This window comes from Paenibacillus sp. CCS19 (genome assembly GCF_033239625.1).
In the GTDB taxonomy this organism is placed as follows: Bacteria; Bacillota; Bacilli; order Paenibacillales; family Paenibacillaceae; genus Paenibacillus_T.
In genome coordinates this window covers 95276-110315 of the sequence record NZ_BTCK01000002.1, presented here as the reverse complement: position 1 = coordinate 110315, position 15040 = coordinate 95276, and the positions used below count along the sequence as shown (strand labels likewise).

11 protein-coding genes are annotated in these 15040 nt (G+C 55.2%); all 11 read right to left on the bottom strand.

Features of this window, described 5'->3' with window-relative positions; genetic code table 11:
* Window positions 1–159: 159 nt before the first annotated feature.
* On the bottom strand, window positions 160–1608 hold the full coding sequence (locus SBI19_RS02650) for an RICIN domain-containing protein (protein WP_317964667.1): 1449 nt from the start codon (window positions 1606–1608) through the stop codon (window positions 160–162).
* Between the two features lie 374 nt (window positions 1609–1982).
* On the bottom strand, window positions 1983–3788 hold the full coding sequence (locus SBI19_RS02645) for an IucA/IucC family protein (RefSeq protein WP_317964666.1): 1806 nt from the start codon (window positions 3786–3788) through the stop codon (window positions 1983–1985).
* A complete protein-coding gene (locus tag SBI19_RS02640) occupies window positions 3788–5092 on the bottom strand; it encodes a type III PLP-dependent enzyme (RefSeq protein ID WP_317964665.1) in 1305 nt (434 codons plus the stop codon). The genes SBI19_RS02645 and SBI19_RS02640 overlap by 1 nt, the downstream gene beginning before the upstream one ends.
* On the bottom strand, window positions 5089–5868 hold the full coding sequence (locus SBI19_RS02635) for an HpcH/HpaI aldolase family protein (RefSeq protein ID WP_317964664.1): 780 nt from the start codon (window positions 5866–5868) through the stop codon (window positions 5089–5091). The genes SBI19_RS02640 and SBI19_RS02635 overlap by 4 nt, the downstream gene beginning before the upstream one ends.
* The gene (locus SBI19_RS02630; RefSeq protein ID WP_317964663.1) at window positions 5865–7643 is read right to left on the bottom strand and encodes an IucA/IucC family protein; all 1779 of its coding nucleotides are present in this window, start codon (window positions 7641–7643) and stop codon (window positions 5865–5867) included. The genes SBI19_RS02635 and SBI19_RS02630 overlap by 4 nt, the downstream gene beginning before the upstream one ends.
* Window positions 7618–9294: an IucA/IucC family protein gene (locus SBI19_RS02625; protein ID WP_317964662.1), complete on the bottom strand. Its 1677-nt coding sequence runs from the start codon at window positions 9292–9294 to the stop codon at window positions 7618–7620. The genes SBI19_RS02630 and SBI19_RS02625 overlap by 26 nt, the downstream gene beginning before the upstream one ends.
* Window positions 9272–10705: an MFS transporter gene (locus SBI19_RS02620; protein WP_317964661.1), complete on the bottom strand. Its 1434-nt coding sequence runs from the start codon at window positions 10703–10705 to the stop codon at window positions 9272–9274. The genes SBI19_RS02625 and SBI19_RS02620 overlap by 23 nt, the downstream gene beginning before the upstream one ends.
* On the bottom strand, window positions 10702–12057 hold the full coding sequence (locus SBI19_RS02615) for a diaminobutyrate--2-oxoglutarate transaminase (RefSeq protein ID WP_317964660.1): 1356 nt from the start codon (window positions 12055–12057) through the stop codon (window positions 10702–10704). The genes SBI19_RS02620 and SBI19_RS02615 overlap by 4 nt, the downstream gene beginning before the upstream one ends.
* A gap of 15 nt (window positions 12058–12072) precedes the next feature.
* Window positions 12073–13074 carry an ATP-grasp domain-containing protein gene (locus tag SBI19_RS02610; protein ID WP_317964659.1) on the bottom strand — a complete coding sequence of 334 codons (1002 nt, stop codon included), beginning with the start codon at window positions 13072–13074 and terminating at the stop codon, window positions 12073–12075.
* Window positions 13075–13298: 224 nt separating this feature from the next.
* Window positions 13299–14087, bottom strand: a complete 789-nt coding sequence (locus tag SBI19_RS02605) for an IucA/IucC family C-terminal-domain containing protein (RefSeq protein ID WP_317964658.1) — start codon at window positions 14085–14087, stop codon at window positions 13299–13301.
* A complete protein-coding gene (locus SBI19_RS02600) occupies window positions 14084–14902 on the bottom strand; it encodes an ABC transporter ATP-binding protein (protein WP_317964657.1) in 819 nt (272 codons plus the stop codon). Before SBI19_RS02600 ends, SBI19_RS02605 begins: the two co-directional genes overlap by 4 nt.
* Between the last annotated feature and the right edge of the window lie 138 nt (window positions 14903–15040).

Sequence of the window (15040 nt, the reverse complement as noted above, 5' to 3'; positions counted from 1 at the left end):
TTGCAAGGATGGCATGTGAACTTTTCCGACCTATATGAACAAAGGCGGTATTCCTGCCGGTTCGAAGCTGAAAAAAAGGCGATCCTCGCCCGATTACAGGGAGGATCGCCTTCGGATTTGAATGAAACTTACGCTCCGATCGATACTTCGTCTCCGTCGCTAGTTAGCCTCGACAACTTGCCACTGCTGATTGGCCCCGCCATTATCGGTCCACTCAATCGCATTGGCGCCATCATCCAGCGAGCCCGATGAGATATCAATCAGCTTCCCTGAAGCCCGGTTCTTCAGCTTGTAGAACCCGCCGCCCGCATCGACCAGCTGCCAATGCTGATTGGTCCAGCCGCCGTCGGTCCATTGCTCGATAATGGTGCCGTCCGCTGTATCGCCGTTCGTCAGACCTAGAATGAGGCCGCTGTTGCGATTTTGGATTTTGTAATAACCGCTGCCGGCGTCAATGAACTTCCACTGCTGACTTGTCGCATTCGTGTCGCTCTTCTGCTCGGCATCTGCCCCTGCAGCCGTCGAGCCGCTCCGAATATTCAACAGCTTGCCGCTCTTCCGGCTTACGATCTCATAGTACGCATTCGTATTAATGGAGAACGGCACGCCCGTTATCGTGCCTGTCGCCGCATCGATCGTCAGCTTCGGATACCAGGTCATCGACATTGTCGTCGACGTTGGGAAGCTCAGCGGCAGCCACACGTATCTGGAATCGTTGACCGGACCGCTCCAAGCACCTGCCCAGCGATCTCCCATATACAAATACGAAGTCGTGGAGGAGCTCTCTACCGGAATGACATAAGTCGATTGCGAGCCGTACGTTGTGCCGTCCGAGAAGTTCGTCAGCGCGCTCCAAGCGCCCGTAATGCTGGACGCTGTCGCGTATTTCGCTTGGTTCGGCGCCCATCCGGTTGCGCCCGATGTGATGAGGAAGTAGGTCGAGCCGCGCTTGAACATCGCAGGCGCCTCGCGGTACGAGCCAACCCACAATGTCTGAACTAGCGATTCGACGCCGAGGAAGTCTGGCGTCAGCTTATAAATGTTCAAGTCCGCATTGACGCGCGTTGCCGAGATCAGATATGCCGTACCGTTATCGTTAAAGACCGTCATATCGCGAGAATCATATCCGAGCGGACGGAAGCTGCCTTGATACGTATAAGGACCTTCGATATTCGAGGCCGTAGCGACCGCGACGCGGGCCTCACCGTAATCGACGCCGTTCTCTTTGTGCGCCCATAACACATACTTCTGCGTTGCCGCATTATAGAGGATTTTCGGCCGCTCGATATTGGCAGTAGCAAGCTCGGCTGCTGACGTTTTGGACAAAATGTTAGCGCGGAACTCCCAGTTCACAAGATCTGTCGAGCGATACAACGATACATAATTCGTCCCGTCACGGTTCTCTCCGACCCAATAGTAGTAGCTGCCAACCTTAATCATGCCGCCGCCATGCGCCTGAATAATGCCGCCTGACATATTCTTGAATGGAATGCCGTTCAGGAGACTCAGCGGAGCCGCATCTGCTTTCCCGCCCAGCGGCAGCAGCCCGAGCGTAATCGTAAGACACATGGTGAGTGCCAGCGACAACAATCTTCTTCCAGCCATCATCGTATTTCCTCCTCACGTATAATGAGATCGCCTTTCCAATCGATACGTTTGCTCGTACAACCCTCCTCTCGCTTCTATTCGAGGCGCATACAAAGGCGGAGTCAACGGTTGGCCATGAATCCGAATGCTTGCGGCAATCTATGCAGCTCCTCGTTCGTATGGATACCGCTTCCAGCTACATCTTTACCCATGCGGATACGCCTGACAAGTGAACGATTGCGACAACTGTGAAGGAATTCGTTGTTGCACGAATGAACAATTCGTTACTAGGCATAGGATTAGAAAAAGCAGCTGATCCATGCGATCAGCTGCTTCATTCGCCACCATAGGTGGGGTAATATTCATGCGTGCTGCCGGTTGAATCCTGATCAGTCTCACCGTCGGTGAAACGGGTTAGGTCCGATCCCTTTGCCCGACGGCATCGCTCCCGGCACTCCCTCCGTCTCCAGCAGCGGACGAACGATGAGCTTGACCGGCCAAGTCTCGCTGTCGAACAGCAATTGCTTCATTCTCTCCTTATCTTCGGCTGGAAGCTCCACGCGCTCTAGTGCAGCACCCAAACTCGCCTCCGTTATCCCCCATAACTGATCGTCGGAGACTCCATAAACGGATGCCACTGCCTCCATGATAGAAGCAAGATTCACTTGCGTCCCAAGCGTCTGAATATAGAACATCAGCTTTTCTGGCGTTTCGTTGTACAAGCTGTTCGAATAACCGGGACGAATCCGATAGCCAGGGTCCGCAATGCCGTGAAGGTCGAGATACGGCTGATGCAGCCGAACGGAATCGTGATCCCTGAACAGCAGGCCGACAGGCTCATCATGCTTCAGCACGAGACAGCTGTTCTGCCCGTGAAGCTCCGGGACAATACCAACCTTAAATAAGCGAAGCGCCACATCATAGAACAAGCTGGCCGTCTTCTCGTAGAACAAGAGCGCTTCTTCCGCGGTGATGGTCCGTTCGAACAACTCCGACAACAGATGCGTCCCATCCCAGACAACGCCTAGAGCAGCCATCGGGATGATGCGATATTCATCGTTCAGCAGCTCCTGCGGATACAAACGCAGTTGTGCGGCCAGATGGCGGGGATGCTCGTCAAACAATCCCATAGTGGGCGGCATGTATCCCCACCACAGATTTTCCTCGCACAGAAACACTTTGCCGGCAAGCGTCGCATCGCAAGCAACCGCTTGGCGGAACATCCGCTCGCCGACCAGCCCGTTCATCAGCTTGACCACAGGCAAATAACGAGCAGCGCCAAGCGATAAGACGCTGACCGGCAGCTTCAACGATAGGGCCGGATCTTGCAGCGAAGCCATGGAACGCATCGAAGAGGTGGCCGCATATTCGCCAGCATGCGTATCCAGTACGACAATGGTACGGTATGCAAGCTCTTGTCCGAAGGATGGAAGGATTCGATGTTCCAGCTGCCATGGATGAACAGGAATGACCGTATAACGGTCCTTCGCGAGCCCTCTTCGTTCCATCTCTTCATCAATAAGCTTCCGGTCCTGTTCAGTAAGTGCGTCCAGCGCCGCTCGACGATCCGCTGGACTGCCGCTAACGACCGAATCCGTATCGATAGCGACCCAGCGAAGCAGCACGGACTGACAGAATTCGGCCATATACCGCTCGTAATCACTCGGCGAGAAGCCGATCTTCGCCTTGGACGTCGGATGAAACGGCCTGTCACGAAGCGAAGCGATCCGTTCAGCGCGAACATACCATTCATGTGCCGATTTCGGCGCCTCATCTGATCCTGCTCCTGTTAGGGATCGGGTCAGACTTGCCTCCGTCTGCCAAGCTGCAGTCTCAAGCGCGCGAATGAAATCCTCCAGCCCCGGATAGCTGCCTCCGACAAGCATTGCGTGGGTTAGTTCGGCTGCCGTATGGATCTCCAACCATCCGTCCTCGGAGCGGACATAAACCGGCGATCCCTTCTCCCATTCGAAGCCTTGTCTGCGGCTCGGCCGCACAAGGAACATGACGTCCCCCGTATAGAGATACGATTCTGTCCAGCCGGGGAACAACTCCGCAAGTTCAGGAATGGAACCTAACGGAATGACGGTGTCGCGATTAAACTCGAAGAACTGTTCAGCGATATAAGCATTGATAAGATCATGAAGCACCAGCTCTCCAGCGGCATTAGCCGTGGCTGGATGCGTTAAGACTTTATTCATTAGGAGTCCCCCTCTTGTCCCTCAGTTGCTAAGACTAAGACCGCCGCACTAACTTCGTCTCCCCCGCCGATATAATGAAATTCCGGATGAGGATGGCTTAGAAAATCATGATGCGAGATCGTCCAGCTGTACGCGCCCGACTTCTCGAATACGACAATATCGCCTGCTCGCAATCGCTCGACCTTCGCATCCGAATGCAGCCGGTCCTTCGGCGTACATAGCTCGCCGACAAGCGTCACCGATTCTTTGCGTACGCCAGGGCGAGTGAACGAATACGGCCAATCCTCGACCGGGATGACATAGAACGGATGGTCATGTCCCCATGAGGCAGGCAGCCGCTGATGATGCGTACCGCCGCGCAGCACGGCAAAGTGCCGTCCATGTGATGTTTTCACATCCACGACCTCGGCCGCATAATAGCCATAGTCCGCGACGATGAGCCGCCCCGGCTCGAAGAACAGCTTCGTCTCATCCAGCTCCCTTACGGTCTTGCTCTGCTTCAATAATTCCGTAAATTGCAGCCAATCGAAATTAGGCGATCCATCGTAAGCAACGCCGAAGCCGCCACCTGCGTTGATAACCCTGATGTTCAGTCCGTATACCGCCTGCCACAATTTGACCTTGGCTATGTACAGCTCAATCATTGCGGCATGATGCTGTGCGTTCGGATTATTGGATAGCGAGTGCAAATGAAACCCATCCAGCTGAACGAATGCATTGTCCGGCGCTTGCACCAGACGGATCGCTTCCTCGAGATGCGTCTCATCCATGCCGAACGGCGTGGGCTTGCCCCCCATCGCAATATTCGTGCTGGGCAGCGCTTCCGAACGCAGATTGACGCGAAGCAGAATACGCATCGTCCGCTTCTGCTCGTTGGCATATTGCAGTAGCTTACGCAGCTCCAGCAAGCTCTCGACATGAAGATAGGAGACGCCTAGACGTATCGCCTCGAGCAGCTCCTCGTCTTTCTTGCCAGGACCGCCGAACAGCACCGGCACGTCTGCCGATACGCCTCGCACCGTCCTGAGCTCACCGGCCGAAGCCACCTCAAAGCCCGCCACATGCGGCAGCAGAGCCTGAATGATACGCGGATCAGGATTCGCTTTCACTGCATAGAAGAGACAGGCGCATGCTGGCAGCGCATCAGCCATACTAGCGGCATGCCTGCGCAAACCCCCTAAGTCGTAAACGTAAGCGCACACTGGACGGCCGTTAGCTCCACGCCGTCCGCGAAGCCAGGTCGACAGTTCTTCCTTCATCGTTCCTCCTTCGTTATAGCCGGTTATCGTTTCCCTATTGTTCATAGCTCCTCCTTGGTCATTGCGGCATAATCATCCCGCTTCTGCCGGTATGCGCGGAACGCCGTGTTGCGGTCGTCTCCAAGCACGAATATGCGCGCCCCCTGCGCTGCCGACTCACGATGCTCCTGCGGATGCCGCGATACGACCGCAAACGGTACGTTCACACGCTGCGCTGTCTCCCGAAGCTTGACGAGCTGTCGTTGTACTTCCGGATGGTCGGTATCCCAAGGAACACCGATGGACTGCGACAGATCCGCCGCACCTTCCAATACAAAGCTGACATGCGGGGAAGATACAATCGCTTCGCAGTTGTCGATCCCTGCAGCACTCTCGATCATCGGCACGATTATTACTTCTTCATTCGCCTTTGCGATATAGTCCTGCAGCGAGTATTTGGCGAACGCGCCAGGCCGGCCGCTGTTCAAGCTGCGCTGCCCGATCGGCGCGTAATACGTATAACGTACAGCCTCTTCCAGCTGCGCTCGGCTTTCCGCATGCGGGATGACGATGCCTTGTGCGCCGCAGTCCAGCACTTGCAAAATTTCTGCACGGTTAACGCCAGATACGCGCACGAGCGGAGTAACCTCCATCAGCTCTGCCGCTCGGATCAGATTCTCAACCGTTTCCATCGATGTCGAAGCATGCTCCCTATCGATAATGACGAAGTCATATTCGGCATACCCGATCATCTCTACGATGATCGGGTGAGGAATGGACACGAACAAGCCGTAAACCGGCAGTCCCGCGCTTATTTTCTCCTTCAGCCGATTGGTCCTCATTGCTTCTCGCCTCTTGCAGCCCGCAGCGGATTGTCCGCTGCGCGGAAGAACAATTCGCCGTCGCCATAAATCCGCCGCTTCGTCATCTCCTCGATCAGCGCATCTTCGCCGAACAAGTCGAAGAGGGAATAACGATCGGCAAGCTGCGGATGCTCCTGCTGATAGTCGGTTATTGCTTCCTCGCACAGGCGCCAGAATTGCTTTTCTTCCAAGCCTAACGACTCCAGTGCGAAGCAGATGTCGGTCATGCAGATGAAGAAGAAAGCGTCTAGCGTATAGTCGCGCACTTCGGAGGCCGACTCCGCCCGCAAGAAGGAATAGCGGTTAAAGGCACGGTGCGTCTCCGGCTCGGGCACGAGCTCAGGTTCCCATTCTGGATTCCGAAGCAGTTCAGGTACATAGCGAACCCCGTCATGCAAATCTTTGACGATGATACGCGTTGGCCAACCGTTCTCCGTTACGAGAATAATGTTCTGCGCATGGGATTCCAGTGCGATGCCATGGGCGTACAGCAGATGAATAATAGGCCGGACGAGCGTCCGAATCAGTGCTCTGCTCCATGCCTCCAAGCCATGCTGCTCGATCGCCTTCGCTATGAACGGCTCTCCGCTGCGCTGCGTGTAGAATACCGCGTTTAACGGCCAAGCCTCTTCTTCCGGCTTCAAATGGACGGCGACATTCTCCCGAACGACCGTTCCAAGCGTCCCGTAGGCCAGCTTGAATGGAACGGGCGAGAGCTTATCATAGCGGAACGAGATGCCCATCCACTCGCGCAGCAGCTCGAACCTCTCCTGCTGGAACCACGAATCGCTGCGCAAGATGCCGTCCAGCCAATCTGCGATGCGAGGTGCGTTGCGCACGGTATGTTGAGCCAAAATGCGGCTTGTGGAGGTGTTCACCAGACTAAGCGCCAACTTGAGATAAGGGGCAGCAGTTGAACGGAGCGACAACGTTCGGATCGACTGCTGAGCTCGATACGAGCAATGCGAGGAGGTGCCTAGATGCAAGATCTCGCGGCTTGCAAGCTGCGCCGCGAACACAGTCGGAATAACGTGCTCCATCTGCCAAGGATGTACGGGCAGATAGACATATCGAGTACCTGGCACACCGGAATTGTCCGTCATCCTTCTGAATGCGAGAAGATCATCAGTCGTAAGGTGCATCTCATACATTTCGTCTGCCGTACGCCCACGGGACAGCTCCGTATCGATGAGCTGCTCGTCCACCGCCACCCAATGAAGGAGGACCTGTTGATCGAACTCCGGCCCGTAGTTCAAGTTGTCCGCCAGCGAGAAACCAATGCGCGATTTATAAGCTGGATGGTAGCGATGACCATCTCTCATATGGCTTTCGAGCGCCTCGTAATGTAGATCATGGGTAGGAATTCGCTCAGGCTCGCAAGCCTTGGACTGTTGATCTTTCGCCAGCGTCTCGAGCAGCTCGCGGATAAACGTATGAACAAGCGGGCCATTCAGTTGATTTTGCACAACTTCTTCTAGCAGAAGGAAGACATCTCCGCACAACGCGCCTTCCCGGCGGATCGAACCAAGCTTTATGCGCACGCGTCCGAACGAGGCTTTCTTCACGGCTTCACACGAATAGCTGACCTCGTCTCCGTGACGAGTCCGTCCTGCGAAACGGCATACCGTCCCTTCGTATCTCGCCTCAAGAATGCCTTCGAACAACAGCGCCTCAAGCGTCTGACGCATAACCCTTTCCGAAGCGTTCGTGAATGCTTCCTGCTCGATATCAAACGTATTGGCGATCGTCTTCAATGCGTTCACTCTCCCTGATTGTCATCGGATTGCGGACGTCCGCGAACGACGGCGTCTCTCCCCTGCCAGCTAGACAACTCGCCAGATTCCGCTTGGCGCGGAAGACATCCGTCGTCAGCAGAAATCTAGCATAGTCGTTGCCGCTGCTCGCGAGCTCCTGTTCTAATTTCTCTCTTACGATCGCCCACAGCGAAGTCTCTTCCGCTCCCATATCACGGGCAATGGCATGAAGCAGCGAGCCAAGATGATTGACCATAAAATAGTACGTTGTGCGCGCCCGCGCCTGTTCCCTCGAATAGAACAACGGACCGCTCGTATCCCATCCTGAGAGCGCATGATCGCGCTCTACGCTGACGCCTTCCAGATCGCGTATCAGAAACGTATCCGGCATGCCATTGCGTACGGTGAGCAGCGAGTTCTGCAAATGCGCTTCAAAATGAATCCCCTTCTCCTCCGCTGTCCTCACGATCGGCAGCAGTGATAGATCAAGGTAACGCCGCACCCACGTTTCTACCTGAGAAGACGCCATGATACAGCTCAGGCGAGAAGGTCCCTCCCCTGCCGGCGTTTCAACTAGACTCGCAAGAACATAGGTCGATGCTGGATCGTAATGAACCGGCCGGAAGGCTACGGTCAGAAGAGATTCCACCGCTTCGTCGCCAAGCCGGCAGCCGAGGACGCCTTCCTCGCTGGCAGCGAAGATATGCGGTTCTTGCTCGAAGCAGCCTGCTTGCTGCAAATAGAAGGCGGCATCCATCGTTCGGCGCATCTGCTCTCGCGTATTGTTCCGCTTGAGATTCGTGATCTGAATATCGAGCGGCAGCTTGACATTGCATTTCATATCGGGCACATAGACGGTTCGAACGGACGATGTCGGATAAGCCATTGGCCCGCAGCTGCCGAGCGGTACGATAACCCCTTCTTCCATGCGCTCCTTGATAGCTTGAACAGAGTGGATATGCTCGTATTGCCAAGGGTGGACAGGCAAGAGCCTGTAATCGCCGGCCGCTTCCCCCAGCATCTCCCTTGCATGGGCAAGGACGCTGGGGTGCGGACCGATTCGGTCTGCGCTTGGCAGCCATTCCTCATGGAACGCTTCCTTATGTACGGCCAGGTAACACAGCTGAAAGCTGGCACGCAGCTCCGGCGCGAAGCGCTTGACGTCATCGGCTTCGAAGCCGATCGTGTTCTTCGGATAGGGATGGAACGGATGCCCGAACAGGAGCGACTGCTCGGACGCCAGGTAATTGTCAACTGGAACAACGCCTCGTTCCGCGACGAATAAGGCGATGTTGCTGCAGCTATTGGCGACCCGTCTGACAAAATCCGATTCCATCTCATCCGTGATGCCGTCAAACCCGCTTCGCACCTCCTTCACTATCCACCGAGCCAGCTCAGCGCTCGTCAGCGGTTCCCCGCTGCTGACGCGAATGCTGAGGTAATCATGCTCTCCCATCGGAGAGAAGCGCATCTGACCCGACAACGAGATCTCGCTCGCAGCAAAAGAAATCTTAAAGACTCCCGTTCGAGAGTCGATCTCGCAGCGATCCGAGTTCTCGTTCGCAACTTCCCGGATGTAGCAATTCAGCAGCGTCTGACACGTCTGCCAGTTGGCTCGGTCACGTGCTTCATGCTGCCGTTGCTTCACCATTTCGAGCAACGCTTTCCCCTCTTTTCTTGCTGATATAATAGACAAGCGGCAGCGAGGCTGCCATCAGACAGCCCAGCGCCATACATTCCTCTTGCAGCGCAATCCGCTTGGCGGTCTGCGCCAGTTCCCCCGTGAGGATGAGCGATTGCGAGCGCATATCGTAATAGACGGCAAGCAGCAGCACGCCTAATGAGGAGAGGAGCCGCTGCAGCGTATTGGACATCGCCGATCCTTCGTGCATGTCCTCTTCTGGCAGTGCATTTAATCCAATCGTTGTCATCGTCATATCGGACAGGCCATTGCCGATGCCCCGCATCGCCATGAGTGCAACAACGATAAGAATAGAGACACTTGGGCTAACGAACGCAAAAGCCCAAACCGAACAAGCCATCAACACTATGCCCCAGGCGATATAACCGAGAGACCGGCCCGTATCCACCCAACGGCCGCCGATCCAGCCGAACAAGCTTGTGCATATGGCGACCGGCACGAACATCGCTCCAGCGACTGAAGGCGACAGCGCCAGCACCTCCTGAAACATAAGCGGCAGGACGAATAGAACGCCGAACATGACGACATCCATAATGGCCGAGACCGTCAAGGAAGCGGTGAACATAGCATGACGCCGAAGCATCCCGTAACGAATGAGCGGCTCCTGCTTCCCTTTCTCCTTCCAGACGGAGGTCGCAAGCAGCAAGATGCCGAGCAGCAGAAGTCCAATAGACACGCCGCGCGGGATGCTATCGCTTGAGAAGAACTGGATACCTAAACATAGTGCTGCAATGCCTGCCACGAGCAGCAGGATGCCGGACAAATGAATAGGCTTGCGTCGTGCTGGCGCGTAAGATTGAATTTGCGTCTGACACAACAACAGAGACAGCAGCGCGAATGGGACATTCACCCACAGCAGCATAGGCAGCTTGCCGAACTGCATGAATACGCCGCCAAGCGTTGGTCCAATCGCAGGCGCAATCGTCAGCAGCATGCCCCATACGCCAACGATCCGTCCTCGCAGTTGTTCTTCGTAATGATCGAACAATAACACCAGCGATAATGGAATCAACAGCCCTGCTGCAACGCCGTGCATGACACGGACGAATAGAACAACCGTTATGTAGGTGGAGAACAACCCGCCTAATGCGGAGAATATGCCGTACATGAACAAACCGAGCATATACGTTCTTTTGCGGCCGAAACGATCGACGACCAGCGCCGTGAGCGGCATCGTCAGCGTCATGGCCAGTGCATACAGCGAGATAATCCATCCGCTTAGCGAAGCGGATATCCCATATAGCTTAACTAGGCTCGGCAGCAGCACATTGAAGGCGCTGTTCGTCAGCACAAGGGAAAACGCGCCGATCAGGATCGCGAATAATACGGAATGCTTCTTCACAGCTTCGACGATCATCATGCCTTGCGAGAAGCAATGACCGCTTCGGTAACGGCGCGCCGAAAGATCGTGAGCACCTCTGCGGTCTCGCGCTGCGTAATCGTCAGCGGAGGGAGGAACCGCAGCACAGCGGAATGTCTTCCTCCTGTCTCCACAATCAGTCCGCCCTGCAGGCAACGCTCTTGAATGGCTGCTGCCAGCTGACCATTAGGCGGGTAATGGCCGAGATTATCTTGATTGCCGCGCGGGTCGACCACCTCGACGCCGATCATGAGCCCACGCCCGCGGACGTCACCGATCTCAGAGAATTCATCCCTGATCAGGTGCAGCGCATCCATCAATTGCATGCCCCGTTCCTTAACGTTGTCCAGTACGCCGTTCTCGCGTATATAGCGCAGCGTGGCAAGTCCTGTCGCCATCCCCAATTGATTGCCGCGGAATGTGCCCGTATGCGCACCTGGCTTCCATTGGTCAAGCTCGCCTTTGTACACGATGAGCGACATCGGCAGGCTGCCGCCGATTGCCTTGGACAGCACAATGACGTCGGGCACAATGCCCGCATGCTCGAAGGAGAACATCGTGCCCGTCCGGCCGATTCCGGTCTGCACTTCGTCTATAATCAGGGGAATGCCCCGCTCCGCGGTGATGCGCCGCAATTGCCGGAGCCATTCGAGGCTTGCAGGCACCGCGCCGCCCTCCCCTTGTACGGTTTCCACAATGACGCCGCAAGGGCGGGCAATGCCGCTCTCGCAATCATCCAATAGATGCTCGATATAGAAAGCGCTGATCTCAGCCGTACGTTCTCCGCCGACGCCGAATGGGCAGCGATACTCATATGGGAAAGGAAGGAAGTGAATATCAGGCAGCAGACTTTGCAGATGCTCCTTCTTGCTCAGGTTGCCGCTCATGGCCATCGTCGCTTGCGTCGACCCATGGTAACCACCTTGAAAGGCTAAGATCGACTTGCCGCCAGTCGCCGTCTTCACCAGCTTAATAGCGGCCTCCACACCGTCGGCGCCCGTCGGTCCGCAGAATTGAATCTTGGCGTTCTCACGCAAGCCAGCAGGCAGCAGCGATACAATCTCCTGCATAAAATCCAGCTTCAGCGGCGTTGCGAGGTCAAGCGTATGAAGCGGAATTTGCCGTTTAAGGACATCCTCGATCGCGTTCACGACGACTTCGTGATTATGGCCAAGCGCAAGCGTTCCTGCGCCTGCTAAACAGTCGTAATACGTCTTGCCTTCCGTATCGGTAATCGTCACCCCTACCGCCTTGTCGATGATAATCGGGAATCGGCGCGGGTAGGAACGAGCGTTGGATTCACGTTCGCTTTGCAGTTGCAGGTAGGCTTCATCGGCCCTTGTAGTCAGCATAGGATTAACCCCTCTTCATTCCTCGAATAGATAGCGCAGATAAAGCTCGAACACGTCAACGGAACGATGCCGGAACAGCAAATAAGGATCCACCATATCCGGAAGCGCATTGACCTCGATGATGCCTCCGTTGTCTCCCCCTAGCGGCTGACTCAAGTCGCGGCAGCGCAGGTCAACGCCGGCAACGTCCAGATGGATCGCTGCGGCGGCACGTACAGCGATAGCTGCGTTGTCTGGATGAAGCTCTAAGGTACGGTCGATAGGAATCTCGCTCACCTCATTCGCTGCAATACTGCCTCCAGCAAACATCTCCCACCGTTCTCCCCTGGCAAGTACGCTGTCGGCACGCTTGCCCGCCTTCTCCAGCAGCTCGGGCAGCGGTTCGGCTGTAAGGTCGATCGGGCTGAATGAACCCCTTGCCGAAGCTTCTCCTCGCGCTGCTTGCCGAGCATTCAGCCGCTCAACCAGTTGCTGAATCGTCGAATCCCCATCTCCCTCAATGACTGCTGGGCGGTATTCCAATGCCCCGATCGCTTGCCCTGCTACGACGAGCACCCGGTAGTCGAAACCTTCAACGTACTTCTGCAGCATCGCCTTCTTGCTATGTCGGAGCGCCTCCGCTACAGCACGCTCCAGCTCCTCTTCGCTGCTCACGCGCAGCGTAACGCCAATGCTGCGGCTACGGTCCAACGGCTTAACGACGATTGTCCCCTGTTCGAACAGGAAGCTGATCGCTTCTCTGCCCATTTGCTCGATTACCGCATAAGCGGGCACAGGCAGCCCTTCCCGCTCGAACAACTGGTTCGATGCCTGCTTGTTCTGCGCCAGAAGCCCCGCCATCAGCGGCATCTTGTGTGAACGCGTCCGGTTGATGATGATCGTGCGTCCCTTGTATGACAGCTCCAGCAATTCCTCGCTTCCGGGAATCAGTCTGCTGCCGGTTATCCCTAATTCCCCCGCCTTCTGCAGAATAAGTTCGTTCTGTTCTTGTGCGTCCTGCGTTTGACTCCGCTTCACTGTATCCCTCCGATCCATATAAAACCGCAACATCCACGCAATACTATTGATAATGATTTTCAATTTCATTGACAAAAATTATATTAAAGCGATCCATTATTGCTGTCAACCCTACTTTTGTAATAAAAAAACGCCTGGTTTCCTAAGAAACCAGGCACAATAAACAACGCTAATAAACGTCGAAAATAGCCGACGAAAATTAGATTTTAGGCGGAAAAGTGCCGCTAGCTGGAGCTAAGCACCTCATGATTGATTTTCGGACAGGTAGGACAATAATCAGTCGGATCATCTGCCGCCATGTAATAATAGCAGCAAGTTTTGCGCAATCGCAGCGGCTTCTCCGATGCGCTCGTCATGACCTTAGGACGGTTGAATGGGGTCAGCGGGTTGCGCCGCTCCCCGAATAGTTCGCCAGGCGCACGATTAACAAGATAATCGAAATCGTCCCGAATGCGGGCGATCGTCGGTTCATCAAGCCCCTCTTCGAACTTGCTCTCGTAGAGCCAGAATATGTAGATGGCCGTATTCTCCCACAGGACAGCCTTGGATACGGGCGCGACCTTCGACATCAGGTTATAGACAAGCGTTAGATTGCCTGCAAATATACCGCGAATGACGGAGTCCCGCCAACGCTCGCGGTCGCCTTCGGCTGGCTGCGTCGCGGTCCAGTCATAAAGTCTCAGCTTAGGCAGCCATGCATGGCCCTGATGATAGGACTCCACATGACAATTGCTGATCTCGCAGTTCATGCCTTTGTTGAACGCACCCATCGCATATAAGCTCGAGGCCATCGTCAAGCAGTTGTAGCGCTTCGCAAATAGAGAAGCGGTCGCCATCCGAGTCGTAGCTTCGTAGATCGCATTGACACGCTCCAGATAGTCTAACATGAAATCTTGATCCAACAAGTCAGCCGAAGTGAGCGAATAGGGCTGTTGGTCAGTCAACCGCTCAGGTGCCAGACGGTATTCACGGGTCAAAACTTCCTGTTCCGCCGGTGTGTAGAACTGCTTCATATGGCTGCCTCCACTTTGCCCGGCAGCAGACTACGCCCTTTGCCCCACGGCACGCACATCGGGGTTCCGTACAGCGGATCGCGTACGATATTGGCTTTCATGCCGAAGACCGATTCGATCATCTCTTGGGTGACGATATTCTCCGGCGGACCTTCCGCCCACACCTTCCGGTCGCGAACGGCAACGATCCGATGAGCGTAGCGGCAGGCAAGATTGATATCATGCAGGACCATGACGATCGTGCGCCCTTCTTGCTCGTTCAGCGAATAGAGCAAATCCAGCGTCTCGATCTGATGCGTCAAGTCCAAATACGTCGTAGGTTCATCCAACAGTATCGTGTCCGTCTTCTGCGCAAGCACCATCGCGATCCATGCGCGCTGCCGCTGTCCGCCCGACAAAGCGTCCACCGGGCGCTCTGCCAGATCCGCTAGACCGGTCGTCTTCAGTGCATCATGCACAGCCCGCTCATCTTCCTTGGACCACTGTGCAAGCCAGCTCTGGTAAGGATACCTGCCCTGCTTCACAAGCTGAAGAACAGTCAGGCCATCCGGTGCCGAAGGTCCCTGCGGCAGCAAAGCTAACTGTTTGGCCACGTCCTTCGTCGACAGCTGCGCAATGCTGCGCCCGTCGAGCAGCACCTCGCCGCTGCGCGGTTTTAACAGCCGAGCCATCGCTCGCAGAAGCGTCGACTTTCCGCAGCCATTGGGGCCGATTAACGCCGTCACTTTCCCTTTCTCGATCGACAGGCTCAAATCCTCGAATATCGATTGATTGCCGTAACCAATGGACAAATCATGAGTATCCAGTGCATTCAAGCGGCTCAACTCCTTATTTCGCTAGCTTCACGCTCTGATCTATACCTTAAGCTTAAGCAATTTTTTCCCATGCTGTCAATGAGAATAATTCTTATTATCAGAAAATGGTTGATAATCATTCCCATATTCATTACAATA